The 23,798-nt window shown below is 57.9% G+C and carries 24 protein-coding genes and 1 pseudogene; 11 read left to right on the top strand and 14 right to left on the bottom strand.

Going from position 1 to position 23,798, the window contains the following annotated elements:
- Position 1 precedes the first annotated feature (1 nt).
- Positions 2–457, bottom strand: a complete 456-nt coding sequence (locus CQ017_RS09540) for a hypothetical protein (protein WP_096285630.1) — start codon at positions 455–457, stop codon at positions 2–4.
- A gap of 33 nt (positions 458–490) precedes the next feature.
- On the bottom strand, positions 491–1,390 hold the full coding sequence (locus CQ017_RS09535) for a 3-methyladenine DNA glycosylase (protein WP_096285628.1): 900 nt from the start codon (positions 1,388–1,390) through the stop codon (positions 491–493).
- A gap of 77 nt (positions 1,391–1,467) precedes the next feature.
- Here CQ017_RS09535 and CQ017_RS09530 point away from each other — a divergent pair, with 77 nt between their 5' ends.
- From CQ017_RS09530 to CQ017_RS09505, 7 genes and pseudogenes are all read left to right on the top strand, one after another.
- Positions 1,468–2,016 carry a DUF664 domain-containing protein gene (locus CQ017_RS09530; RefSeq protein WP_105553510.1) on the top strand — a complete coding sequence of 183 codons (549 nt, stop codon included), beginning with the start codon at positions 1,468–1,470 and terminating at the stop codon, positions 2,014–2,016.
- A 367-nt stretch (positions 2,017–2,383) separates the two neighbouring features.
- Positions 2,384–2,560, top strand: coding sequence for a hypothetical protein (locus tag CQ017_RS18380; RefSeq protein ID WP_258133571.1), 177 nt, complete (start codon positions 2,384–2,386; stop codon positions 2,558–2,560).
- A gap of 48 nt (positions 2,561–2,608) precedes the next feature.
- Positions 2,609–4,018: a type IV secretory system conjugative DNA transfer family protein gene (locus CQ017_RS09525; RefSeq protein ID WP_258133570.1), complete on the top strand. Its 1,410-nt coding sequence runs from the start codon at positions 2,609–2,611 to the stop codon at positions 4,016–4,018.
- Between the two features lie 215 nt (positions 4,019–4,233).
- Positions 4,234–4,554, top strand: coding sequence for a hypothetical protein (locus tag CQ017_RS09520; RefSeq protein WP_105553509.1), 321 nt, complete (start codon positions 4,234–4,236; stop codon positions 4,552–4,554).
- 64 nt (positions 4,555–4,618) lie between these two features.
- Positions 4,619–6,658, top strand: coding sequence for a hypothetical protein (locus CQ017_RS09515; protein WP_146112466.1), 2,040 nt, complete (start codon positions 4,619–4,621; stop codon positions 6,656–6,658).
- On the top strand, positions 6,655–7,290 hold the full coding sequence (locus tag CQ017_RS09510; RefSeq protein WP_105553507.1) for an ABC transporter ATP-binding protein: 636 nt from the start codon (positions 6,655–6,657) through the stop codon (positions 7,288–7,290). Before CQ017_RS09515 ends, CQ017_RS09510 begins: the two co-directional genes overlap by 4 nt.
- Before the next feature lie 586 nt (positions 7,291–7,876).
- Positions 7,877–9,164: pseudogene (locus CQ017_RS09505) on the top strand (IS3 family transposase).
- A 191-nt stretch (positions 9,165–9,355) separates the two neighbouring features.
- Here CQ017_RS09505 and CQ017_RS09500 read toward each other — a convergent pair.
- The 6 genes from CQ017_RS09500 to CQ017_RS09475 all read right to left on the bottom strand — a co-directional run bounded on the left by CQ017_RS09500 (position 9,356) and on the right by CQ017_RS09475 (position 13,528).
- The gene (locus tag CQ017_RS09500; protein WP_096285622.1) at positions 9,356–9,622 is read right to left on the bottom strand and encodes a Txe/YoeB family addiction module toxin; all 267 of its coding nucleotides are present in this window, start codon (positions 9,620–9,622) and stop codon (positions 9,356–9,358) included.
- On the bottom strand, positions 9,619–9,867 hold the full coding sequence (locus tag CQ017_RS09495) for a type II toxin-antitoxin system Phd/YefM family antitoxin (RefSeq protein WP_096285619.1): 249 nt from the start codon (positions 9,865–9,867) through the stop codon (positions 9,619–9,621). Before CQ017_RS09495 ends, CQ017_RS09500 begins: the two co-directional genes overlap by 4 nt.
- Positions 9,868–10,350: 483 nt before the next feature.
- Positions 10,351–10,563, bottom strand: coding sequence for a hypothetical protein (locus CQ017_RS09490; protein ID WP_096285617.1), 213 nt, complete (start codon positions 10,561–10,563; stop codon positions 10,351–10,353).
- A 48-nt stretch (positions 10,564–10,611) separates the two neighbouring features.
- Entirely contained in the window at positions 10,612–10,752 is a 141-nt protein-coding gene (locus tag CQ017_RS18100; RefSeq protein WP_176484149.1) for a hypothetical protein, read from the bottom strand.
- 358 nt (positions 10,753–11,110) lie between these two features.
- Positions 11,111–11,794 (bottom strand): multidrug efflux MFS transporter, encoded by a 684-nt coding sequence (locus CQ017_RS09480; RefSeq protein WP_146113362.1) that lies wholly within the window; start codon positions 11,792–11,794, stop codon positions 11,111–11,113.
- Positions 11,795–12,112: 318 nt separating this feature from the next.
- Positions 12,113–13,528 (bottom strand): CitMHS family transporter, encoded by a 1,416-nt coding sequence (locus CQ017_RS09475; RefSeq protein WP_374954791.1) that lies wholly within the window; start codon positions 13,526–13,528, stop codon positions 12,113–12,115.
- Between the two features lie 169 nt (positions 13,529–13,697).
- On the opposite strand from CQ017_RS09475, the gene CQ017_RS09470 reads away from it, so the two are divergent.
- Together CQ017_RS09470 and CQ017_RS09465 are read left to right on the top strand one after the other, a co-directional pair.
- Positions 13,698–15,362: a sensor histidine kinase gene (locus CQ017_RS09470; RefSeq protein ID WP_105553504.1), complete on the top strand. Its 1,665-nt coding sequence runs from the start codon at positions 13,698–13,700 to the stop codon at positions 15,360–15,362.
- Between the two features lie 14 nt (positions 15,363–15,376).
- The gene (locus tag CQ017_RS09465) at positions 15,377–16,048 is read left to right on the top strand and encodes a response regulator (RefSeq protein ID WP_105553674.1); all 672 of its coding nucleotides are present in this window, start codon (positions 15,377–15,379) and stop codon (positions 16,046–16,048) included.
- 15 nt (positions 16,049–16,063) lie between these two features.
- Here the strand turns inward: CQ017_RS09465 and CQ017_RS09460 are convergent, their stop codons facing one another.
- Positions 16,064–16,417, bottom strand: coding sequence for a hypothetical protein (locus tag CQ017_RS09460; RefSeq protein ID WP_146112464.1), 354 nt, complete (start codon positions 16,415–16,417; stop codon positions 16,064–16,066).
- Between the two features lie 212 nt (positions 16,418–16,629).
- On the opposite strand from CQ017_RS09460, the gene CQ017_RS17885 reads away from it, so the two are divergent.
- Entirely contained in the window at positions 16,630–16,842 is a 213-nt protein-coding gene (locus CQ017_RS17885; RefSeq protein ID WP_146112463.1) for a hypothetical protein, read from the top strand.
- A gap of 103 nt (positions 16,843–16,945) precedes the next feature.
- On the opposite strand, the gene CQ017_RS09455 is transcribed toward CQ017_RS17885, so the two are convergent.
- Entirely contained in the window at positions 16,946–17,644 is a 699-nt protein-coding gene (locus tag CQ017_RS09455; RefSeq protein ID WP_219843925.1) for a ferritin-like domain-containing protein, read from the bottom strand.
- A 183-nt stretch (positions 17,645–17,827) separates the two neighbouring features.
- Between CQ017_RS09455 and CQ017_RS09450 the strand changes: the two genes are divergently transcribed.
- A complete protein-coding gene (locus CQ017_RS09450; protein ID WP_105553673.1) occupies positions 17,828–19,435 on the top strand; it encodes an alkaline phosphatase in 1,608 nt (535 codons plus the stop codon).
- A 75-nt stretch (positions 19,436–19,510) separates the two neighbouring features.
- Here CQ017_RS09450 and CQ017_RS09445 read toward each other — a convergent pair whose 3' ends face one another.
- The 4 genes from CQ017_RS09445 to CQ017_RS09430 form a co-directional block, all read right to left on the bottom strand.
- On the bottom strand, positions 19,511–20,797 hold the full coding sequence (locus CQ017_RS09445; RefSeq protein ID WP_096285600.1) for an aspartate kinase: 1,287 nt from the start codon (positions 20,795–20,797) through the stop codon (positions 19,511–19,513).
- Positions 20,798–20,969: 172 nt separating this feature from the next.
- Positions 20,970–21,521: a hypothetical protein gene (locus CQ017_RS09440; RefSeq protein WP_105553501.1), complete on the bottom strand. Its 552-nt coding sequence runs from the start codon at positions 21,519–21,521 to the stop codon at positions 20,970–20,972.
- A 148-nt stretch (positions 21,522–21,669) separates the two neighbouring features.
- A complete protein-coding gene (locus tag CQ017_RS09435) occupies positions 21,670–22,140 on the bottom strand; it encodes a MarR family winged helix-turn-helix transcriptional regulator (protein ID WP_105553500.1) in 471 nt (156 codons plus the stop codon).
- 5 nt (positions 22,141–22,145) lie between these two features.
- Positions 22,146–23,753, bottom strand: coding sequence for a DHA2 family efflux MFS transporter permease subunit (locus CQ017_RS09430; RefSeq protein ID WP_258133569.1), 1,608 nt, complete (start codon positions 23,751–23,753; stop codon positions 22,146–22,148).
- Positions 23,754–23,798 lie beyond the last annotated feature (45 nt).

Raw genomic sequence — 23,798 nt, 5'->3', positions numbered from 1 at the left:
GTTATTTCATGCCCTCGCCCAGCAGCGGGGCCAATGCATCCCATTCGCTAATCGCGCAGCCATTGTGGCGGTCGAAGCTCGTATCGACTTGTTTCCCACCTAATTTTCCGCTGATCCTTGCCGTCGCGGGCCCGCCATAGATCTCGGTGCAGCTTTGCTGCGGCGAGCGTTGCGGGGTGAGCACTTCGGGATTCTTGGCCAATAACGCACAGGCGGCATTCGACTCGGGCAGCGTACTGGAATCAGCGGCCTGGGCGCCGCGGCAGGATAGATGGTATTCGCTGTCGACGGATTTCCCCTCGAAGCTGATGCTGATCTTGAGGTCTGCGTCAGCGCCAACGGGTGAGGTGCCCGCGGTGGGAGCCGAACTGGCGCAACCAGCGAGCAGCAGCCCGGCCAGTAGCGGAGCTACGAAAACCAGGCCCGTGTGCGCCTTCCGATTCTTCAGTCGTCCCATGAACCAATTGTGCTTCCCTTTTAGTTCAACACGCTAGCGTTCCGAGGCAATTGGCAGGCTGAGCACCACCTGCAATAGTTCCATCCGCAGCTTCTCCGCCCGCAGGGCGAACTCCTTTTGCAGACGCACATAGTGCGCCTTGCCCTCCGGAGTCTCGATTTGGATCGGCTCTTGGCCCCAATCCCCAAGGTCATAGGGCGAAGCTTGCATGTCCATGGTGCGGATATCCCACGCCAGTTCAAAGCAGTCCATGACCAGATCGCTGGGAACTGCCGGGCTCAACTTGTAGGCCCATTTATACAGGTCCATATTTCCATGCAGGCAGCCCGGCTGTTCGAGGTCGCGTTGCGTCTCACGGGTTGGCTGCAGCTCGTTGAGCGGCACCGCCTCCGGAGTGTAGAAACGGAAGGCATCAAAATGCGTGCAACGGATCTTATGGTTTTCCACGACCTCGTCCGTGCCCGTCGCGCCGAGGCGAAGCGGCAGGTATTCGTGGCGTATCCCGTTGACCTCGGACTTGTAGGCCATCGCCCATTCATGCAATCCGAAGCAGGAGAAATTCGCCGGCTTCTGTACCGTATTGCGCAGCAGGATGCGGGCAAATTCGATCACCCTGGCCCGTGACTGGGAGAATTTCTCAAGATCGAGTTCTACCCCCGGTCCTGCCGGGGCTTCCACGCTGCGGTAGAACTTCCAATCTTCTCGTTCGTGGGCCTGCTCGCCGAGCAGCGCCACGCCAACGCCCGGGTGCCAACGGTAGAGCTGGCCTGGCTTCTGCGTGTAGTAGGTGAAAAGGAAATCCTCGATGGGATGTTTGGCCCCGGTCATTCTGCGCTGCACAAATGGTTCGCCAAAGGCCCGAGCACGGACCTCATGCGCGGCGGCACGCTGCATCCAGTGCGGGGCTTCCAAAGCTGTGGCGGTTAGGGGCATACTTCTAATTATTCAATTCATGGGCCGGCGAAACCAGTTTGGTACGCCAACTCACACATCCTGCATAGGAGTACACCATGGAAAACTTCCCTCCCTGGGAGCCGCCAATGGACGGCACCGAGGAAGCGCACCTGCTCGGCATGCTCGACCGGTTGCGCACCACCTTCAGGTATAAGGCCGACGGACTGGACATCGAGCAACTAGCGGCGAGGCTGCCGAGCAGCGATCTGAGCATCGGTGGACTGCTGCAGCATCTGGCGGTAGTCGAAGATGAAAACTTTGCCTACTTGATCGCCCGCGGACAACCGGAGATCGTGCTTGAATTCTCTGCCGAGGGGCGCGACCAGTTCGCGGTGAACGCCGAAGAGAACCCGGAAGCGCTTTATGCGCGCTACGACAAAGCCGTGCTTAGGAGCAGGGAGGTTCAGGCACAGGTAGTTGCCGCGGGTGAACTAGATGCGCCCTCTGCCTTGGAATACGAGGGAAAACACGCGAGCGTACGACGATTAATCTGCGATGTGATCGAGGAATACGGCCGGCATACCGGTCACGCGGATCTGCTGCGCGAGGCGATCGACGGACGGGTGGGCGAAGACCCTCCCTTTGAATACCGTCCACCTTGGTAGGCGTGATTTAAGGTTTCGGCTAAGCAAGCTTGAATCGCGAGATAGCTTGAATGAAAAAGTGGACAGTGCCGAATCGGGATTGCTTTTTTGGATCGTCCAGCTGCTTTCTAAGCGCATCTAGCAAGTCGTTGGGCATCAGCTTAAATATGTCTCGCAACGGAGGTCATGTACGTGATTCCTCGGGACCGTTTACAAGACATAGTTGCAAGAATTGAAAGTGCTGAATAGTCGCGGTTCAGCGAACAGGCCTGCGTGCTCTGGCGGGACGTCTCACAACCCTTAGGTTGCAAGACGTCTCACCGAGCACCACGCCGCCAGCTTGTGGATGATTGGCGGCGGCGCTCTTGCGCTGCTCATCCTAGGAGTGGTGCTGTGGACGCTAGGATCGATCCTTGACCCGAAAGTTGAAAACGCCTCAAATAACCCGGTACAGATCCTCATGGATCAAGGCCGGGGTTACCTTCCGGCCGCCGGCCTGCAAATCACCGTCTTTGCCATCTGCATGCTGCTAATCGCCGTGATCCTCATGCTAGTCGTGGTGTGACGGCGCAGCCGGGGCACCACTTCACGCATTGAGCACTTGGCCAAGGAGATGAGCCACTCCAAAGATTTCCGCTCCTTGGGCGAAGATACTGCGTGTCAGGATGCGACACGTCTCGGCGCGCAGAACGCCGGTGTCGGTGTTCCCTTGGCCGTTTTGGTCAACAGCCGTAAGCCTTTGTATGGGTCATGGGAATTGGTTCAGATCTGGTTGATGGGACCGCGCGCCGGTAAAACCTCCTGCGTGTGCGTTCCGCAGATCATGGAAACCCAAGGCCCGGTGTTGGCCACCTCGAATAAGCGGGACATCGTGGATATGACCCGTGGCCCGCGTGCCCGGGTGGGCACCGTGTGGGTGCACGATGTGCAGGGCATCATCGGTGAAGAACGCTCTTGGTGGTGGAATCCCCTATCTTTCGTGACCGATATGGAAACCGCCGAAAAGCTCGCTGATGTATTCGTGTCCTCAGCCACCGATGCCGGGGCAAAGCAGGATGCCTATTTTGAGTCAGATGGTAAGCGTCTGCTCTCGCACCTGTTCTTTGCCGCCGTCGTAGGGCAGCGTCCCATCACTGATGTGTTCATGTGGGCGCAAGACCCAGAAGATTTCACGGGCCGTGATCTGCTTAAAGCCCAAGGGCACCTCAATCTAGCCCAGTCTCTAGAGCAGATTCAGAAGCTCACCCCGAAGCAGCGTGACGGTGTGTATGGCACGATGCGTCCGTGGGTGAATGTGCTCTCCTATGAGAAAGTCATTCCGTGGATTCGCCATAACGGCTCGCAGCGGGCCGAATTTGATCACCGTAAGCTGGCTACCGGCACCGATACCTTGTATCTGGTATCGAAGGAAGGCGGCGGATCTGCCCGTGCGATCACCGCTGCCCTGGTCATGGCGGTGATGACCGAAGCGGAGAAAACCGCTGCACTACAGCCTGGTGGACGGCTCAAGCGTCCCATGATGGCGGTATTGGACGAAGCAGCAAACGTGGTGCGCTGGCGCGAACTGCCGGATGTGTATTCGCACTACGGTTCACGTGGCATCGTCGTTTCCACATTCTTCCAGTCCTACAGCCAAGGCGTGGAAGCCTACGGAGAGAAAGGTATGAATAAGCTCTGGGGCGCAGCCAATATCCGTGTGGCGGGATCTGGACTGTCTGACGATAAGTTCTTGCCCTTCCTTTCCCAGCTCGTAGGTGAACGGGACGTGCTCAAACGATCTTCAAGCACCAGCGGCCGCAGCGGGCGTTCGGTGTCTAGCTCGATGCAACGCGAAAAAATCTTGGACGTATCCGACCTCGCGGCGCTGCCTCGGGGCCGGGCTATTCTCACCAGTTCGGGCATGCCAGCCGGATTGATCGAGCTACAGCATTACTCCACCAAGCCGTATAGGGAAGATGTAGAAGGGTCGAAAACCTACTATGAGGCCGTCGCTACGCAGAAAGGCATTCAGAAGCCCCTTTGAAAGTCTTCCTTTGATTGCCCCTCTATTTGTTTAGCAACGGACTAGAGCACTTGGCCATACCAAAAACCTCATGAATATATGAAGATCGTTACATCACCATCTTGGTGAATTTAAAACAACAAGCCATCATGACTCTGTTTAGTAAAATTTTAGGATAGATTTATCTCGTGGATCTATCCACGACTCATCACACGTCAGATACATGGAGGAGAGTTTTGTCTAAAATACTCAACAAGTTCTCAAAGAAGATGGCAGTCGCTGCTATCGCGGCCGCTTTATTCATTCCCGTGACTGGAACTGCTGCTCAAGCAGTCACCGGATGGACTTACGGGACGTCCGGCATATCATGGAATTTCAGTGAACGTTGGGCCTGGTCACAGTTTACGACTTCGGCAGACTTCCATGGCTCAAGTGTCTTCGGCGACCGCGGCGGCCTTGTGCGTTCTGATTGCATGAATAAGGGCGCAAAAGCCTACGCGCAGTCGAAATACAGCGCCTTTGGCGGCTCACAGAAGCCGTACTACCGCTACTGCTAATTCCATTCATTGAAGCGTGTGGGGTCCAAATACGGGTCCCACACGCTTATTTAAGAAAGACAAGATGAAAAATACCGGACTACGTCTGGCCGTCGCTGTAGCTGTTTTATACGCATTGTTCGTCTCATTCATGGTTACCAAAATTGCTGATGAATCGACTCTGCCTGGCTCAAGTCAAATCACCGTTTCTGGAGCTGATATAACCACGGCTGGCGAAGGCTTGAATGCGATGATTCAAGGCGCAGCCGACTCGTCAGGTGCCACCGTCGTGCGAGAAGTTCGCGATCTGCATGATGCATCGGCACGTCACTTTTATGTAGCGACCAGCCCTGGGCGACAAAGTGAAAGCAAATGGTTAGAAGATGGCTACCCTGGGTTTAGTCATAATGTGTCCACATTTGTTCATCCTGCCAAGGATCTTAAAGGCGTTGATCCTAGGGGAAAATATTACATCGTCGGCCCCAACGATGCTTTAGGCTCTGTGTCGCAAGTTTTTCAAAACCTCGATTACGCAGTAGAGACGTCCAAAAGCGTCGTCTCTACCCGCGCTATCATCAGTACAATCCTGGTTGGATCTCTTGGTTCAGCTACTTTCGTTGCACTACTTCTAGTGACATTGCTGACTGGGTTCTCGGTCTTCTCCCGAGTAAAAAATTACGCAATCCTGCGACTACACGGCGGTACTATCCCTGTTGCATTGAAACGTGACCTGCGTCAAGAATTGCCCGCTACGATCCGAACATCGCTTTTGTTGACGTTCTTGAGTCTCGTTATATTGTTTTTTTACAACGGCTGGAACCAATTGGGAAGATACTTCTCCCTAGCCATCATCGTTATAGCGGTAGCTTTAGTTGTCATTGGATGCTTGTACGTAGCAACTCTGTATGTTGCTTTTGATTCGAAACTACTTGAAGCGATTAAGGGCCGACTAGGATTTAGAGTTGCAGTTCCTGCCACCTATCTGATTCGTATACCTAGTTTGATACTTGCAGTCTCATTAATTGCCTCGACTTTTGCTGCTGCTATGTCTGCGCACCAGGCAAAGCAAAGCCTTGATGCAATGGCTCAGACCGGATCAGCAGCACGCATAGTTTTCGAAGGCCACGTGTCCCCTGAAGAAATGGATAAGTTAGCCTACGAATCAGGGAAATGGCTCAAAGAGCAAGACAACGCCGGTAACACCATCATGGCAAAACCTCTATTGGAAAAATCTGATGGAACTGACTTTAACGAGGATGTTCTGATGGTCAACCGCGGTTATCTGCAGCGCAATCCGGTGATAGATATTGATGGAAAAGCAATTGATGATGTTCCTGAAAAAGGAATTACCGTCATGCTTCCCGAACAAGCATCAACCACAGTGGACGACGTAACGAATGCGCTCCTGGCAAATGTTCGCGGTAACTACACACCACGCATCAGCAATGTACAACTGCGAGATCATCAGAGGCATCCTCTTTATGGGATCTCGGAAGACGGCCGGAACGGAAATAGCTCACAGGAAAATACTGTCATTGTTGCCGTCGGTTCAGACTCAGGTTTGATCTCGGATGATAATTACATGTCATCTGCCAGCCAGGGATGGGTCCTTATGGCCGATGCTGAACAAGCTCGGACGGAAACCCCTAAAGAATTCCTAGGGACTTGGATAGCAGCCTATATCCCGATCGGCCAAATAGCTGCTAACGAGTCTGCGGACCGCTTAGAAGCACTACGTTTGCAGATGACTAGCGCGTTGGTGGCCCTCCTAGTGTTACTGGCAACAGCAGTTGGACTGGCTCAGATCCATGTCCGCGGCAATTCCCAGTCCATTTTGGTACGTTACTTGCATGGTTGGGGATTCTTCTCGACACACCGTTGGCTTTTCAAAGGCGAAGCAATTGTCCTTGCCATCGCTATTGGCTGGGCAGTTGTCACAGGAATTTGGGCCGCAGTGCAGGCCAGCATTTCCAATGGCCCGTCCAGCTCTGTTGACCTTTCTATCTACCAGTGGCAACCAATAGTGGTTCTAGTAGTCGCAGTCATTAATCTTTTACTACTTCTTTTCATGGTGCGCCGTCGCACAAATGCCATGATTCGTACTCACAGTGAGGAAACCGCATGAGCAACATCGTTGTTCAGGAAGCTACCAAATCATTCGGTGACAAGACACTTTATGCCAATTTATCGATAACTGTGCCAGCTGGCCAGATGATGGCTGTTATGGGTGCTTCAGGATCAGGAAAGTCGACGCTGCTGAACTGTATTGGCTTACTCGACACATTAGATAGTGGGAGTGTTTGGGTTGACAATGAGAATATCACCAGCTTGTCTGCTGAAGGGCAGCGTAAATTCCGTCGGGATTCACTGGGATATATGTTCCAGAACTACGCACTAATCGAAAACGCATCGATTCAAGAGAACTTGGAAGTAGCGTTAGCTGCTCAGGGTAAAGAAGCCCTCAGAAAGGCAGATTTCAACGGCGCGTTGGAACGAGTCGGCCTGGCTGGACGTAATAAAGAGAAGGTGTATTCACTGTCAGGCGGTGAACAACAGCGTGTGGCATTGGCACGATTGATAGTCAAGCGCCCAACAATCATCCTTGCAGATGAACCTACCGGAGCTCTAGATTCGGCTAATGAGGCCATGGTGATGGAAGAATTGCGCGCAATTGCTGCTGAGGGAACCGCAGTATTTGTTGCCACGCACTCACATGAAGTAATGCGCTTCTGCGACACAGTGTTAGAACTCTACTAACACTCTTTTGCACTGAGTATCGCCCATTAGTCGTCAGCCGCTGTTTGAAGTTCCCATTTGTATATCGGATTCATCGCTAGCACTGTGGGCTCTCGCATAGGATGCCAAGAGCGCGGCATCTACGAAGGGAACGCTTTCTGAATCAGCCTGGGTCCAGGAAGTCCCCATCGATGGCGGCCAGCCTCGCCATGTGGTTACTGTGGTGATTCATGGAAACCGCATTACCCCTCGAATGATGAAGAGCAACTAGCCGCCTTCTTCCGAGACATGCGACTTTTGTCGTTTTCAGAAGGCAACTGCACTGCGATGCGTCGTCCTTTAGCGGAAGGGCCCTCTGGATAGCCGCGTGGCGCATGTGCAATTTCAGAAATTTGCTGCCTCATTGACCCGGCATAGAAGGAAATATATAGTCTTCTGGAGCGAGCGTATTGTCAGAAAGTTGGGAGCGCTGGCTAACCCAATGGGTTAGCCAGCGCTCCCAACTTTCTCTACCAGTATCGGATGCTCACAGAACGTGAACAATCTCGATTGCGGGTGAACCGTCCCTGATTTGATGCCGCTGTCTTTCGAGAGAAAGATAGAAACCATGCCCAAGAAGTATCCTGCCGAAGTTCGTGACCGCGCCGTAGCGATGGTTGTGGACCGGCTCTCTGAATATCCTTCCGTGTATGCAGCGTGCAAGGCTCTGGCTCCGAAGCTGGATGTCGGTCCCGAATCATTGCGTCGCTGGGTGCTCCAAGCCCAGGTCGACACCGGTGAGAAGGACGGCCCAACCACTACCGAACTCGATGAGCTCAAGGCGTTGCGGGCGGAGAATCGGGATTTGAAGGAAGCCAACGAAATCTTGAAAGCTGCATCGATTTTCTTCGCGAGGGAACTCGACCCTCGCCGCCGCTAATCTGCCGATTCGTTGATGAGCAGCGGGCCGAAGGTCATGCGGTCGAGTCGATCTGCGCCGTCCTGCGCGAGCAGGGCGTGCAGGTCGCCGCACGAACCTACCGGGCCTGGAAAATAAGGATTCCGGCCCTGCGAGCAGTTGAAGATGCCAAGGTCATTGACACGTTACGCAGCCTCAAAGTGTTAGACGCTAAAGGAAGACCGAAGCCAGAAATCCTTTATGGCCGGCGAAAGATGACCGCTTGGCTGCGGCGCAACGGCTTCCCCGAGGTCTCCAAACACACCGTTGACCGACTCATGCGTGACGAGGGCATGAACGGCCTGATTCGTGAAGTAAGACCCGCACCACGATCCCTGGCAAGGACGGCAAACGAGCTGGCGACCTACTGAATCGGAACTTCAGCGCCAGTGCCCCTAACCGTATTTGGGTCACAGATTTCACTTACGTGCCGGTGTATTCCGGGTTCGTATACGTGGCCTTGGTGATCGATCTGTATTCACGGGCGATCGTCGGGTGGGAAACCTCCACGGTGAAAGACACCGCCTTCGTGGAACAGTGCTTGAAGATGGCTTTATGGCGCCGAAAACACACCAAAAGACCAGTTGACAAGGGGCTTCTCCATCATTCGGACGCTGGCTCGCAATATACCTCGATCCGTTACACCGACACCTTAGAAATTGAGGGGCTGGTTCCGTCGATTGGCAGTGTCGGGGATGCGTACGACAATGCGGCTGCCGAAACGGTCATGGGATTATTCAAGAATGAAGCCGTGCCCAAGGGTTCTCCCTTCCGCAGTGGTGCGTTGAAGACCGAATCAGATGTCGTTGAGGTCGTCTTCGACTGGGTCTTTTGGTACAACAATGATCGCTTGCATTCCTCGCTGGATCACCAAACTCCCGAGGAATTTGAGCGTGCCTACTATGATGAAATGACAGGCTCGTTACCCGACGCTGCCGCACATAAGACGGCGGCATGATTTCCGGGACGGTTCAGGGTGCCTCTAGCTTTTCACAAGACCCCTGCGGGGTTTTGCCAACAATGCTGAGACAGTAAATCCTATTCAGCGGTTTCTGCAATAGGATAACTTTACATAATCAGAATTATCGGCCTAGCGATAGCCAGGGTAAAAGTAGTTGCGCAAACTCCCGTCAACCGCTGATTCGAAGGTCAGTAATGGTACCTAGCTTGCAGAATTGTCAAGGCGCGGTCATCGGCGATATAGATCAGCCGATTCGCTTCGTCGATGCGGCGCGACCAAGCGCCCGCTAGGGCATGCTTCAGCGGTTCGGGTTTGCCGATGCCTTCAAACGGATCATCGCGCAGCACATCTTCGATGAGCGTATTGATGCGCTTAAGGGTCTTGCGGTCTTGAGTTTGCCAATAGAGGTAATCTTCCCAGCCCTCGGCAGTCCAGATAAGTTGTCTGTCGCTCACGGATCAACAAGTCCGCGTTCTAGCGCCTGGCCATCACGTGCCGCTTCAAGAGCAGAGAGCAGGCGCACCGCATTCTTAGGTGAGCGCAGAAGATAGCTCGTTTCAACGAGAGAATCGTATTCATCTTTCGACATGAGCACCGCAGATCCACGCTTGGACATGATCTCCACTTCGGTGTGATCAAGATTCACTCGTTCAATGAGACCAAACAGGTCACGACGCGCTTCGCTGGTTGTGATTGCCATACCGCCTCCTAGTGGTACTAGATATGGTACCACTGAATGGATGGTTCCACTCGGTTGCCGATTGCCGGACTCGTTCAAACCTTCTAGCTTCTATCCGCCGTGCTTATTGTGCCTGGATATCCATAGCCAGAGGACTTTTCGGACCTGCTTCAAGCTTGTATTCAAAAGCTTGGCCGCAGTTCCCGGCGAGTTCTAACGGTCGTTGCAACTCCTGATTTATCAGGGTGTTGCAACTGTGAGAGTTACTTGTAGCTGATCTACGTCTCACAGGCAGGAAAGGAATCGGCCCAATGAATTGTGGGCTTATTGCTTACGCGAGAGACGTGGTTACGGGAAGTTGATTTCTAGTTATTCCCCGAATTTGGTAGCGAGCGTTTGGTATTTGTCTCTGAACTGTTGTTCAGTTCCTTCATGTTGGGCGGTGAGCATCATGCGATTGTTTCCTGTCACGAAGTGGCAGGTCATGATGTTGTCGTAGGTGTCCTATGGTTCGCATACTTTTCCGAGGCGTTCTGCGAAATATTCTTTATCCGCTGACAAATCTACGTCGGTATTTTTGAGCAACGCGATACGGATGACACCGCCGGTAATCGTCATTGAGAGATCGCGGTTATTGCATTCGCCTTCGGCGGAGGGAAGCTGATGCTTTGCTTCTAAGTAGTGAAAGAATCCGAAATATTCTGTCTCTGTAGACATTTCTTCCTGCGCAGGGGTTCCCGTACAGAAGCAACTGGCTTCTGCCTCTTATTGGGTGACGAACTCGTAGCCGTCGATGGTCTTTGGAGCTTTCGAGTTGAGTTGTGTTCCTGTTTCAACGAGGGGGCTTATGCAACCGGCGAGCAGTAGAGCTGAGGCGAGGGATGCGGCTGCGACTGGTTTTCGCATGGAGATGTTCCTAGGTGTTTTGTTCAGAGGTGGGCGTTCCAATCCTGTTCAGCTCCGCTTGTGTCCAGCCCTTCTTCAGCGCAACCGTGAGAGTTCGCTCGACGTCCACCGCCTGATCTCCCACATCGCAACTATAGACTGATCGGCTTGTTAGACGGCTCAAGGCAAAGTCATAGGCAGATCCTAAAACAGCGAATTCTGTCATTTTCCTCGTCCAACCGACAATGGCCTGCCAGCTGGTCTTCGTCGCGCAATGGGCACGCGACAACAGCTGGCCTTGTAGTTGTGCGCGGCGCGGCCAGCTGGTGCTACTGCTAGGTCGAGGGATTGATCCCGACGTACTCGTGGATAGTCGACGTTACGGTTGTTTGTTGGGTGTGGAACCGGTTAGTGGGGCCGGTTGGCGGCGCTTTCCGAGGAAGAAGGTGCCTTTGACGGCCAACATCGCAATGACACCGGCCGTGGTGAACGCCGTTTGTCCTACGGCGACGGTTTGCGAAACGGTCAGGGCTCCGGTCTGTGCTGCGTTTGCTCCGATCGTGTACATGGCAACGAGGACCGCGCCGCCGGCGGCACCGGCGAGTAGCTGCGCGGTAGTGAATGCAGCGCTCCCGTACGGGTAGAGCTCGGGGCGCAGGGACGATAGGGCCAAGGTGGTTATCGGTGCCCACATCATCGCCTGGGATGCAGAGAGGACAAGATAGGCGGCGAGGTACAACCAGCCGCTGTTGCTCTCATCGAGTGTGCTGAGGAACCAGATGCTCGCCGCCCAGATAATTCCGACGGGGACGACCAATGGCCGTGGGCCGAAATGGTCGTAGATCCGGCAGCCCGCTGCGGAGACCAGCGCGATCAGGACGCCTCCCGGGACAAGGAAGAGTCCGGTAGTCAATGTGCCCATTCTCAACGCCTTGGTAGGTGCGAGGGGGAGGGCCAAGCCGATGCCAAGCACGGATAGAACGAGCGAGAATACGTCGTGAGTCGTGTGTTCCGGTGTCGTGATGTTCTTGCGCTTGACGGCTCCCAGTATGAGAGCGATCACGGCGATGGGCAGGACGAGGATGACCGGATGAACACACGGGATTTGTAGCGGTCTTCCCAAGCGTTGATTGGTTCAAGGTTGGGTGAACCGATAAACCACAACTACAGTTCGTCCAATGTCCGGTTGGCTCAAGAACATCTCCACGTATTTTCCCGAGAGGAAGGACAGGGAGGCCCAAGAACATGGACTCGGCTCTAGAACCGAAAGTGTGCGGCTCGGATTCCCTCCCGCTCCTTAAACACCAAGTTCCGCGGTACTCGGTAAAAATACCGAGTCTCGCGGAGCTTGGCTGACGACGGACCAATAGGTCCTGGGGGTTTAGCCCATGTGGATTGCGCCGAAGAGCACGCCCGAAGCGAGCATGACCAGGCTGACCACGGCCGCACGCCACAGCACCTTCTTGTGGTGATCGCCCAGATCCACACGAGAGAGCGAGACCAGCAAGAGGATTGCCGGGACGAGCGGAGATTGCATGTGCACCGGCTGTCCGGTGATGGAGGCGCGAGCCATATCCACCGCGGGAACGCCGAAGTGCGCGCCGGCCTCGGTGAGGACCGGAAGAATGCCGAAGTAGAAGGCGTCGTTGCTCATCAGGAAGGTGGCCGGAATCGAAATCAAGCCGGTGATGACCGCCATGTACTGGCCCAGGGAGTCCGGGATGATGTTGACCAGCCAGAGGCTCATCGCGTCGACCATGCCGGTTCCGGAGAGCACACCGGTGAGTACCGCCGCGCCGAGCACCATGGAGACCACCGCGATGATTTCGCTGGAGTGCGCGGCGATCATCTTCACCTGGTCGCTGACCTTCGGGAAGTTGGCGACCAGCGCGATGGCGGTACCGACCATGAACAGGTAGGCCAGCGGCAGCACGTCGACGATGAGCAGCACCATGATGGCCACGGTGAGCGCCAGGTTGAAGTAGAACATCTTCGGGCGCAGGGTCTCGCGGTCCGGATCGAGCACGGTGCCGTCCATGGTCGCGGCCTCCGAGCCATCCCCCTTGCGGGCTACGGATTCAAGGACTGCCACCGAGGAGCCCGAAGGCGAGGTGCCGTCCTTGGGCTTGCCGCCGCCCAGGTTTCCGCCGCCGAAGCCGGTGCCCCACAGCTCGGGGCGATCCTTCTGCAGCCGGCGGCGCTCGGAGAGCCCAAGCTGCCAGGCGAAGATGGCAATCACGATCAGTGCGACGCCCAGCGATGGGAGCATCGGCACGAAGATGTCTGCCGCGTCCACGCCCAAGGCTGCCGCGGCGCGAGCGGTTGGACCGCCCCAGGGCACGATGTTCAGCGTGCCGTTGGTCAGGCCGGCCACACAGGTCAAGACGACCGGGCTCATGCCCAGACGCTGGTAGATGGGCAGCAGGGCGGCGGTGACCACGATGAAGGTGGTGGAGCCGTCGCCATCCAGCGAGATGATGGCGGTCAGCAGGGCGGTGCCGATGACGACCTTCGCCGGGTCGTTGCCCACGAGTTTCTGGATTCCCGAAACCAGCCGGTCGAACAGGCCCACGTCGATCATGATGCCGAAGTACATGATGGCGAACATGAGCAGGGCGGCGGTGCCCGACATCGACTTGATCGCGTCCATGATCATGTCGCCGAGGCCAAAGCCGGCGCCGGTGAACAGGCCGAAGATGGTGGGAACTAGGATGAGCGCCAACAGCGGCGTCATTTTTTTGGTCATGATCAGCGCCATGAAGGTGATGATCATGAGGAATCCGAGAGCAACTAGCATTGCGCGGACCTCCTGAAGTGTGTGGCAAGTGATGATGCCAGCAGGGGTGCGGGCACTTATCCAAGCTACGTGGCGGCGCTCACGTATCCGGGGTTGTTCGTTTTCTGATCCCTTTAGGTTTTTGCAATCTTTTTGCTCATTAAAATCACGGACGGTTTATGCTGGACAGATGCCGCATTCCACAGCCACCTTGCACTTTGCCTCGCGGATCATGCGTCCGCAGTTCGTGGTGCTCGGCGTACTTTTCGCGCTGGTGACTACCGCGACCCTGCTGGTGAGCTACAACAGGGTCTTCGACCAGGGCGAAGACACCTCCCTGGGGATTGCGCGTTCGGTCGCCGCCTTGCCGGAGGTGGTGCGCGAGGTGACGGACTACGCGCAGCGCGATGAGCTGGACCTCGAAGAGCTGCGCAGCGGAAAGCTGCAAGAACTGGCTGAGGCCGTGCGCGAAGGAAGCCAGGCGACCTTTGTGGTGATCACCGAGGACCGCGGTCTGCGACTGAGCCACCCGAACCCGGACGAGCTGGGAAAGCTGGTCTCCACCGACCCGGTGGCGTTGAGCGGAGTGGAGGACATTGCCCGCGAGCATGGCACTCTCGGGGAATCGGTGCGCGCCAAGGTGCCCATCCGGTCCGTCGACGGACGGGTTATCGGCGAGGTGTCGGTGGGGGTGGCCACCGAGTCGCTGACCGGTGCACTGGTGGCCTCCTTCGGCTGGATCGTGCTGTTCGCGGTGCTTGCCGCGCTGTTGGCAACTCTGGCCGGACGCTTCACCGTGCGCACCCTCAAGCGCCAGACCCTGGGGTTGGAGCCCGCAGAAATCGCTCAACTGGTGCGTGATCAGCAGGCGGTGCTGTACGGGGTGAGCGAGGGCGTGATCGGACTGGGGCCGGACGGCACGGTGACCGTGCGCAATAAGGCTGCACGCCAATTGCTTGGATTGCCGCACCGTACCGAGCTGGCGGACATCATTGGCCGGCACTATGAGTCGGCCGATCTCGACCCGCGTTTGGTGAAGGCAATCAAAGACCATGAGCCGGCTCCCATCAGGCTGGAAGCCAACTCGAATGCGATCGTTGCCCGCGTCTCGGATGTGGTGCGCGACGGGGTGGATCTTGGCCAGGTTGTCTTGCTCCACGACGTCAGCACCGTCGAAGCGCTCGGCACCAAACTGGATGCCGTGCAGGATATGGCCGACGCGCTGCGCGCCCAGCGCCACGAGTTCGCCAACCGGATGCACGCGGTCCTCGGACTGATTACCTTGGGCAAAACCGATCAGGCCGAGGAGTACCTGCGCGAAGTGATGGACGCCGGCCCGGTGATTGCACCGGTCGGCGGCCTGGAACTGGTCAAAGACGCTTACCTTTCCGCATTCCTTTCGGCCAAGGGGGTGCGCGCCCACGAGCTGGGCATCGAGCTGCGGGTCTCGCCGCAATCCATGCTCTTCGAACAGATCGCATCGGCCAGCGACGCCCAGGACGTCACCGCGGTGCTGGGGAACCTGTTGGACAACGCCTTCACCGCGAGCCTGTGCGGAAGCAAGGATCCGTGGGTTGAGGTGGATCTGCTCTCCGAGGGGAGCACCTTGCACCTTGCGGTCGCCGATTCGGGGCCGGGGATCAGCACCGAGGAAGATATCTTCGCCCCGGGGGTGAGCACCGGGTCCTCGCTCGGCGAGGGGCACGGCTCCGGCGTGGGGCTGCCGCTGATTCGCCGGTTGGCCCGTTCGCGCAGCGGTGATGTGTGGATTGCCGACGCCGGCGGGGAACAGGGCGGGGCCGTGATCGCGGCCCGGCTTCCAGCGGTACTGAGTGAACCGAAGAACTTCTCATGAATAAGGGAACGAAAATGACACAGAATGCCGTGGGGGACTACCGGGTATTGATCGTTGACGATGACTTTCGCGTCGGGCAATTGCACGCCGACATGGTCAATGAGATCCCCGGGTTCCAAGCCCTGGAACCGGTGCAAGACCCCCGCACCGTGCCCAAGCTTGTCGCGTCACTGCAACCAGATCTGCTGCTGTTGGACCTCTACCTGCCGCATGTCAGCGGCATCGAACTGCTGCGTGAAATCGAAATCGACTCGATTATGATTTCTGCCGCCACCGAACCGGCCAATGTTGCGGCGGCTCTTCAAGCAGGCGCCCTGGCTTTCATCATCAAGCCCTTCGGAGCCAAGACGCTCGCGGCAAAACTCAAGGGGTGGGCTCGGTACCGCCGGCAGCTGGCGGCCGCTACCGACCTTGACCAGCAAGGCGTGGATCGGTTGTACCGGACCCTGCAAGGGATCGAAGATGCGCCAGCTGCCGCTAATGCTGCACCTACCGAGCAGGCGGTCATGGCGTGCGTCAAAGCATCCAGCGAACCGCTGAGCGTGGCCGAGGTCGCCGAAGCCGTGGGCGTCGCACGGGCGACTGCCCAACGCTACCTCGCGTCGTTGGTCGCCAGCGAGATGCTCGACCTGCAGTTGGGTTATGGGACCAGGGGACGTCCCGAGCACCGCTACCTGGCGAGGTAATCGCGGACGAAACTATTACGAGCGCTGGATGAATTCTCGGTTCCTCACCCAAAAAGCAAACCAGATGACAGCCGGGATAGCGGCTAAGAGCGCCACGATTCCAAACGGAATTGTTATCGGCGCCGTCAATGCGAAGGCCGTTGCGAGCATGGACAACGTACCAGCCGCAATTCCTAGCATTGCCGAGTTCGGGGCAGCTTTACCAGCATTCGCAACGGCCGTAATTCCGGTGATGGTGGCCCCGAATGCGGCGAGCAAAGAAACCACGAACAGTCCGTGAGCGCCGGTGAATATAGATCCCACGCTAAAGCACGCTGCCACGAAGACCTTGAGACCCATTGGCATCCCCAACGGTTCGTTTGAATGCATCGTAGCTACCTCCAGCCAGGTTTTGTCCAGCAATCTTAAGAGAACTGCGCGTTCAAATCTCAGCATATCTATTTCTGTTAGGTCAAGACAGCGCATATCGGATGAATTATCGAGTTCAATCCTCAACCTTAAGTAGGACAGTCCAGCGTTGGACTCGTACCTGGCTCAAGTTTCTTGTTGCAAGCGGCCACATTGGGGTAGCGTCTCTTTCTATGGAACATCCAGACGGGCGCGGGAACACTCTACTGAGCAAATATTCGACCGGATTCTTCATCGCCATATTCGTATCGATGTCCCTCGCTTGGAACCAGCGAATTCCTGACCCGTGGGGCTTGTACCTGATTCTCCTCTCCGTAGGAGGCCACACCGTCACCCTCGTATGCCTGGCGGTCGAGAAATCTCGCGTGGAATCACGAGAGACCTGAACTGCGCGCAAGCTGTTGGCAAGGTTGAGGCGAAACTAGTGGAGCGGGGCCAGAAACCTTCGCCTTTGTGATACGTCCGCTTGGACGAGATATGCAGCAAAAGTCATGCAATGTTCGTTGGCGGCAGGGGACCCAGGGCGGTGGGAGCTGTTCCGGAAAATACCTGCCGAGCCACCTCATTGAATCTGCGCATGGCTCGGAACCAATAATGCGCGGGATTCAGGCTGCATGCCCGTAGGGCCTGAGCGTGGTCGAAGCAGACAACAACTGCCGCGCCTGCCGCCACCACCGACCAGATTCCACGTACGACATGTTTCAGCGGCTTGGGCGTAAACTCAAACCCCTGACGCAGACGGTCGATCTGGAAACGAAGGTGGTTTCGTTCGTCTGAGGCGATTCTTCTTCCCAGCCCGCGCAGTGTCGCAGCCGGTGCATGGCTTGCTAGGGCCTCGAAATATCCCATGGCGACGCTTTCAGCAATGAGGAACAGCCCGAGCTCGGTACGCAACCCCAACATTCGCCGCAGCAGGGTGAAGGCCTTATCCGACCAGTGCGATTCCAAGCGTGGGGCATCCAGGTAATCCAGCGCTTGTCCGAACAACCGAGAATGCTGCTGTTCTTCGCGCACCAGGAGCTCAAGTGCTCGTACGTAGGTCGAGTCGCCGGCCCGCTCCGCCAAACCTAGCAAGTGCCTGCCTTCGCCGCTTTCGCCAAGCTCAAGACGCTGGAAAGAGCGGATGAATCCGCGTCGTGCATTCTCCGTTAGCGCCGGAACACCGCTCCAGTTCAGGTGCGCGTTCATCGTGTCATGCAGCCTCGAGTTTGCTTCAAAATATGCCAACCATGATGTGAATTGCATAGCTCCACGGTAGCCGTGGGATGGGTCAGCACGAGCCGTTGAAACATTAAACATCAGTACCGTGTTTCGTGAGCTGTTCACGCAGCTGACACCATGCGGCTAACTCGCCGCGAAATACTGGTGATCATGACACAAATTTCACGGCGCAATCTGCTCACTGGCGCCTTGGGCGCCGGTGCTCTGACGCTTATTTCCCCGGCCGGTTCGGCACTGGCCGCAAATAGTCCGCGCCTGGTCCGTTCGCGGCTAGGCCTCACCAATGGCTTCTCGATGGGAGATGTCTCCACCAACAACGCGGTGCTTTGGGCACGCGCCACCGGTGAAGGCCGGCTACGGGCGCAACTGCGTGCCATCGACGAGGCGGGAGCGATTATTCGCGGCCGCGGATCATTCGAACGAACCCTGCGCGGTGCGCAGGCGAACTCCAACACCGACTTCACCGCCAAGATTTCCGCATCCAACCTGCCGGCGGGCACCCGATTCGCGGTGACCATCGGTTTCGAGGACGAGAACGGGACCCTGGGAGAAACCAACACCGGTTCCTTCCTCACCGCGCCTTCGCTCACCGGCCGCCGGAACCACAGCGCATCGATGGCGCAAAGCTTCGTCTGGTCTGGCGATACGGCAGGCCAAGGCTGGGGCATCAACGAGGAAATCGGCGGCATGCGGGCCTACGCGGCCATGCACGCGACCAAGCCTGACTTTTTCGTGCACAGCGGCGACACCATCTACGCCGATGGCCCGATCGCCGCCGAAGTTATGGAGCCAGATGGCCAAATCTGGCGCAACCTGGTCACCGAGGAGGTCTCGAAGGTCGCCGAAACCCTGGCGGAATTCCGTGGCCGGCACCGCTATAACCACATGGATGCAAATGTGCGCGCGATGTACTCCGAGGTTCCGGTCATCGCGCAGTGGGATGACCATGAGACCCACAACAACTGGTGGGCCGGGGAGACAATCGAAGACGAGCGATACACCGTGCGGGATGTCAATACCCTCGCTGCCCGCGGTCGCCGCGCCTGGCAGGAATACCAGCCCATCGCCGATCCGCGTGCCATGCGCGGGGGCACCGGGTTTGAGCCTGCCCGGATCTACCGCAAGATCTCCCGCGGACCGGCCTTGGACCTCTTCGCCCTGGACATGCGCAGCCACAAGTCGGAGAATACCGCCGGACTGGAAGCCGAAGAGACCACGACCCTCGGCGAGGAACAGCTGAACTGGCTCGTTGAGGGCCTGCAGAAGTCGAAGGCCACCTGGAAGGTGATCCTCAACGACCTGCCGCTGGGCGTCATCGTTCCGGACGGCAAGGCCCAGGAATCGATCGCCAACGCCGAGCACGGCGAACCGCTGGGCCGCGAGCTGGAGCTCGCCAGGCTGCTCAAAGCGATCAAGGACCGCGGCGTGAAAAACGTGGTCTTCTTGACCGCGGACGTGCACTATTGCGCGGCCCACCACTATTCCCCGGAGCGCGCCGCCTTCGGCGACTTCAACGAGTTCTGGGAATTTGTGGCCGGTCCGGTCAATGCAGGATCCTTCGGTCCGAACAAGATGGACGGGACCTTCGGACCCAAGGTGGAATTCGCGCTCGCCGGAACCACCAACCAGTCGCCGCGCGACGGCAAGGGCCAGTTCTTCGGCCATGTCGACCTCGACGAGTCCGAGCGATTCACCGTTTCGCTGCGCAATGGCCTCGGCGAGACCGTCTACGCCAAGACCTTGGAACCGGCGCGCTAATCCGCCACCGTAACTGCTGCATTAAAAAGCGGCGGCGCAGATCCTCAAGATCTGCGCCGCCGCTTTCGCTGGTATTTAGCGTCCGGTGCCGCCGTACACGGTGGCCTCCACGTCGGTGTCCAGATCGAAAGCGGTATGGATGGCGCGGACCGCGTCATTGAGCTTGTCCGCGTCGGTTACCACCGAAATGCGGATCTCCGAGGTGGAGATCATGTCCACGTTGACCCCGGCCTGGTGCAGCGCCTCGAAGAAGGTGAAGGAAACTCCTGGGTTCGAGCGCATGCCCGCACCGATGAGCGAGAGCTTGCCGACCTCGTCGTTGTGCTCGATATCCTCGAAGCCGATTTCGCCGCGGGAGGTTTCCAGCGCCGCGAGAACCCGTTTGGTCTCGGTCATCGGCAGGGTGAATGAGATATCGGTGGAGCCGGTACCGCGAGTCGAGATGTTCTGCACGATCATGTCGATATTTGCCTGCGCGGCCGCGATAACCCCGAAAATCTGTGCTGCCTTGCCCGGGATGTCAGGCACGCCAATGATAGTGACCTTGGCTTCCGAATGGTCGTGGGCAACACCGGAGATGATTGGCTGTTCCAAGGGTTCTCCCTCTTGAATCTTGATCTTGTCGTTGGGGTCCGGGAGCACCCAGGTGCCCTCGTTGGTGCTGAATGAGGAGCGCACGTGCAGCGGCACGCCGAAACGGCGGGCGTACTCCACGCAGCGCAGGTGCAGGATTTTGGAGCCGCTGGCCGCCATCTCCAGCATTTCCTCGCTGGAAATCTCGTCGATCTTCTTCGCGGCACCGACCACGCGAGGATCGGCGGTGTAGATGCCGTCAACGTCGGTGTAGATCTCGCAGACATCGGCGCCGAGGGCGGCCGCAAGGGCCACCGCGGTGGTGTCCGAGCCGCCGCGGCCCATGGTGGTGATGTTCTTCGATTCCTTGCTCATGCCTTGGAAGCCGGCGACGATCGCGATGAAGCCGCGGTCGATGGCGCGGCGGATACGCTGCGGAGAAACCTCCATAATGCGTGCCATGCCGTGGGTTGAGTCGGTGATCAGCCCCGCCTGCGATCCGGTGAAGGAGACCGCGCTCTCGCCGAACTGGTCGATGGCCATGGCCAGCAGCGACATGGAGATGCGTTCGCCGGCCGAAAGGAGCATGTCCATTTCGCGAGCGGGGGCGTCCTCGGTGAGCTGGGCCGCGAGGTCGAGCAGTTCGTCGGTGGAGTCGCCCATTGCGGAAACGACCACAACGACTTCATGGCCCTGCGCCTTGGTATCAATAATTCGGCGCGCGACGCGTTTGATGCCTTCGGCATCGGATACGGACGAACCGCCAAATTTTTGAACTATCAGGCCCATGGGCGCACACTCCAACTGATGAAAGTTGTTGATGCGCATCGTGCTGCCAGCACAGATGCGACATATCTACCGTAGATAATTGTGTCAGTACCGCGGGTGCATCACCTAGTTGTGAAGGTAACCATTGGTCATATTGCCTAGCCTTTGGTGTTTCGATGCCTGGAAATGCGGGTCATTTGCGCGCTGTGGCTAAGATTTGTCGCCAAAATGACTTCCAGCCATCCAATACCTGAGGGTTGGAGAGCCGTGAATGCTCAGCGCTTACGCTTGCCTTGTCGCCCTTGAGTGAGATGTTCACGCTCACCCGGCTTCCGTCGCTGAATTCGGCCTTCCAATACCGCCATCGATCCGAACCGCTGACGGAGGCTTCCCCCACCAGCTGCGCGCCGTTGAAGTCGGTTCGCACGCCGACGGCCTCCACCCAGCGAGCCAGGGCGCCGTCCAGATCGGCGGCCATGGTGGCCGAAACGGAGCCCTTGAAGGTGCCGTCGCTGGACTGGCCCGGGACCCGGCGTCCGATGTGCTGCTCGTAGGCGATGGCCACGGACTGGGCCCACCAACCGGGATTGGAAAGTTCGGCGGGCATCATCTCGTAGGCCAGCGAGGCGAGCGGTTTATGCGCCAGCTCGCTGGCTCCGCCCGCTTCGAGCCGGCTGACCCATTGGTCCCACCCGGTGCCGGTGGCCTTGGCGATTGCCTCGATATTGCTGCCCTTGATTGCCATGAAACGAGTGTAGCCACTGCAGCCAAGGACTAACCAGCCCGCATGTAGCCTGGCGGCCAAGGTCGCTGCCGGGTCATCAGCCGATCCGGGCGCGCAAATGGCGCGGAGCCGCGGCCTTCACCGAAGGCCGCGGCTCCGCGCCAATGGTTCACAGTTCGCGCAAATCCGTGTTGAGCCTGCCGAGCAAGCCAACCAAATGATCCAAGTCGTCGTCGGACCACTGCGTAATGCGTTCGCGCAAGCCCTCGCGCCAGGACTGCAGCCATCCGTGCCAGCGTTCCTTGGCCAGTTCGGTGGGCAGCAGGTTGGAGACCCGGCGGTCGGCTTCATCGACCTGCCTGCTGACCAGTCCGAGCTCTTCGAGGCGGGTGACCAGGCGGGAAAGTGTGGCCTTGTCCGTCATGAGGTGCTCGCAAATTTCGGACTGCGTGATGCTCTGGCATTTGAGGATCATTCCCAGCACCGGCACCGCCGCGGGCGGCAGCCTTTCATCGAGCCGGGCGGCAAGGGTGCGTCGCGACTTGGCGGTCACCGAGATCAAGGTGAACAGTTCTTGCTCGGCGTCGTCGAATAGCACCCCGCGCCGGGTCTCCGGCTGCGCTTCATCCAAGGTATCCACGGTGGCTAGGCGTCGGTATCCGCGGTGGAAGAAGCGTCGGATTCCTCGGCCAGCCGCTCGGTATTGGTCTTGGTGTTCAAGTGCTGGTTAGGCAGCAGGATCACCGCGACGACGGTGATCAGCGCGAGCGGCGCGGCCAAGGCGAACAAGCCTGCCACTCCATCGCCGTAGATCGATTCGAGAATTATCCGCACGGGTTCGGGCAGCGTGGAGATCGTCGGCAGGGAACCGGAGCTCAGCGCCGCACCGACCTCGGCGGCCTTGTCGCCCAGCGAGGCGATGGCGTTGGTCAGCTCGCCCTGGCGCTCGGCGATCATATTCGGAATGGTGACCGCGAGCATTGCGCCCAGCCCTGCGGTGCCTGCGGTGCCGCCCAAGGTGCGGAAGAAGGTGACCGCTGAGGAAGCGACGCCGAGGATCTTTGGATCCACCGAGTTCTGCACCACCAGCACCATATTCTGCATGACCAGGCCTACGCCCGCGCCGAGGATGAACATGTAGAGGCCCACCAGCCAGAAGGCGGTGTCGTAGTGGATGGTGCCCAGCAGGTACAGGCCGATAACCTGCAGTACGGCACCGGTGACCACAAAGGCCTTCCATTTACCGTAACGCGAGATCAGTGCGCCGGCGATGGTGGAGACGACCAGGAGGCCGGCCATCATCGGGAAGGTCATCAGACCGGCCTGGGTGGCGGTGGCACCACGGGCCATGATCATGTACTGGCTGAGGAACACCGAGGTGCCAAACATCGAGATGCCCACCACGAGCGAGGCGATCACCGCGAAGGTGAAGGTGCGGTTCTTGAACAGCTGCAGGGAGATCAGCGGGTCTGCAACCTTGAACTCGACGAGCACGAAGACTGCCAGCAGGATGATCGAGCCGATCACCATGAGGTAGCTGGTGGCCGAGTTCCATTCGAACTGGCTGCCGCCCATGGAAAGCCAGATCAGCAGCATTGCCACGCCCGAGGCGAGCAGCATGATGCCTAGGTAGTCGATCTGGACCTTGCGCTTGGCGATGGCTGGTAGGTTCAGCGTGCGCTGGATCAAGATGATTGCCACGACGGCGAAAGGCAGCGCGACGAAGAAGTTCCAGCGCCAGTTGATGGTGTCGGTGACGAAGCCGCCGATCAGCGGCCCGCCGACGGTACCCAGCGCCATAACGGCCCCGAACAGGCCCATGTACTTGCCGCGTTCGCGCGGCGAGAGGATATCTGCCATCACGATCTGGCTCAGCGCGCCCATGCCGCCGCCTGCCAGGCCCTGGATCACGCGCATGGAGATCAAGAATTCGGTGTTCTGCGCGAAGCCGGCGGCCGCGGAGGCAAGCACGAACATGGCCAGGGCAATCTGCAATAGCAGTTTGCGGTTGCCCAGGTCGGCGAGCTTTCCCCAGATCGGGGTGGAAATTGTGGTGGCAAGCAGGGTGGCGGTAACCACCCAGGTGAACGCCGTCTGGCTGCCGTTCAGGTCAGAAACGATTACCGGGAGGGAGCTGGACACTACCGTGCCTGCAAGGATTGAAACGAACATGCCCATAAGCAGACCGGTCAGCGACTGCATGATCTGCCGGTGGCTCATCTTGGGTTTTTCGACCGGTGCTACTGCGGTCATGCGGACTCCAAAGGACTCAAAGATAAAGTTGACTGATATCAACTA

The sequence above is a fragment of the Arthrobacter sp. MYb224 genome (genome assembly GCF_002975455.1).
In the GTDB taxonomy this organism is placed as follows: Bacteria; Actinomycetota; Actinomycetes; order Actinomycetales; family Micrococcaceae; genus Glutamicibacter.
Note: the sequence above shows the minus strand (reverse complement) of the source record. Positions and strands in the feature narration are given on the sequence as shown.

Coding starts and splice junctions, on each gene's coding strand:
- CQ017_RS09495 (WP_096285619.1), bottom strand. CDS start 9,867: ATGGCAATCACAACCAGCGAAGCGCGTCGTGACCTGTTTGGTCTCATT.
- CQ017_RS09515 (WP_146112466.1), top strand. CDS start 4,619: ATGAAAAATACCGGACTACGTCTGGCCGTCGCTGTAGCTGTTTTATAC.
- CQ017_RS09440 (WP_105553501.1), bottom strand. CDS start 21,521: ATGGCAATCAAGGGCAGCAATATCGAGGCAATCGCCAAGGCCACCGGC.
- CQ017_RS09455 (WP_219843925.1), bottom strand. CDS start 17,644: ATGAACGCGCACCTGAACTGGAGCGGTGTTCCGGCGCTAACGGAGAAT.
- CQ017_RS09460 (WP_146112464.1), bottom strand. CDS start 16,417: ATGCATTCAAACGAACCGTTGGGGATGCCAATGGGTCTCAAGGTCTTC.
- CQ017_RS09525 (WP_258133570.1), top strand. CDS start 2,609: ATGAGCCACTCCAAAGATTTCCGCTCCTTGGGCGAAGATACTGCGTGT.
- CQ017_RS09490 (WP_096285617.1), bottom strand. CDS start 10,563: ATGTCTACAGAGACAGAATATTTCGGATTCTTTCACTACTTAGAAGCA.
- CQ017_RS09465 (WP_105553674.1), top strand. CDS start 15,377: ATGACACAGAATGCCGTGGGGGACTACCGGGTATTGATCGTTGACGAT.
- CQ017_RS18100 (WP_176484149.1), bottom strand. CDS start 10,752: ATGCGAAAACCAGTCGCAGCCGCATCCCTCGCCTCAGCTCTACTGCTC.
- CQ017_RS09445 (WP_096285600.1), bottom strand. CDS start 20,797: ATGGGCCTGATAGTTCAAAAATTTGGCGGTTCGTCCGTATCCGATGCC.
- CQ017_RS09475 (WP_374954791.1), bottom strand. CDS start 13,528: ATGCTAGTTGCTCTCGGATTCCTCATGATCATCACCTTCATGGCGCTG.
- CQ017_RS09470 (WP_105553504.1), top strand. CDS start 13,698: ATGCCGCATTCCACAGCCACCTTGCACTTTGCCTCGCGGATCATGCGT.
- CQ017_RS09430 (WP_258133569.1), bottom strand. CDS start 23,753: ATGACCGCAGTAGCACCGGTCGAAAAACCCAAGATGAGCCACCGGCAG.
- CQ017_RS09535 (WP_096285628.1), bottom strand. CDS start 1,390: ATGCCCCTAACCGCCACAGCTTTGGAAGCCCCGCACTGGATGCAGCGT.
- CQ017_RS09540 (WP_096285630.1), bottom strand. CDS start 457: ATGGGACGACTGAAGAATCGGAAGGCGCACACGGGCCTGGTTTTCGTA.
- CQ017_RS09530 (WP_105553510.1), top strand. CDS start 1,468: ATGGAAAACTTCCCTCCCTGGGAGCCGCCAATGGACGGCACCGAGGAA.
- CQ017_RS09450 (WP_105553673.1), top strand. CDS start 17,828: ATGACACAAATTTCACGGCGCAATCTGCTCACTGGCGCCTTGGGCGCC.
- CQ017_RS17885 (WP_146112463.1), top strand. CDS start 16,630: ATGGAACATCCAGACGGGCGCGGGAACACTCTACTGAGCAAATATTCG.
- CQ017_RS09510 (WP_105553507.1), top strand. CDS start 6,655: ATGAGCAACATCGTTGTTCAGGAAGCTACCAAATCATTCGGTGACAAG.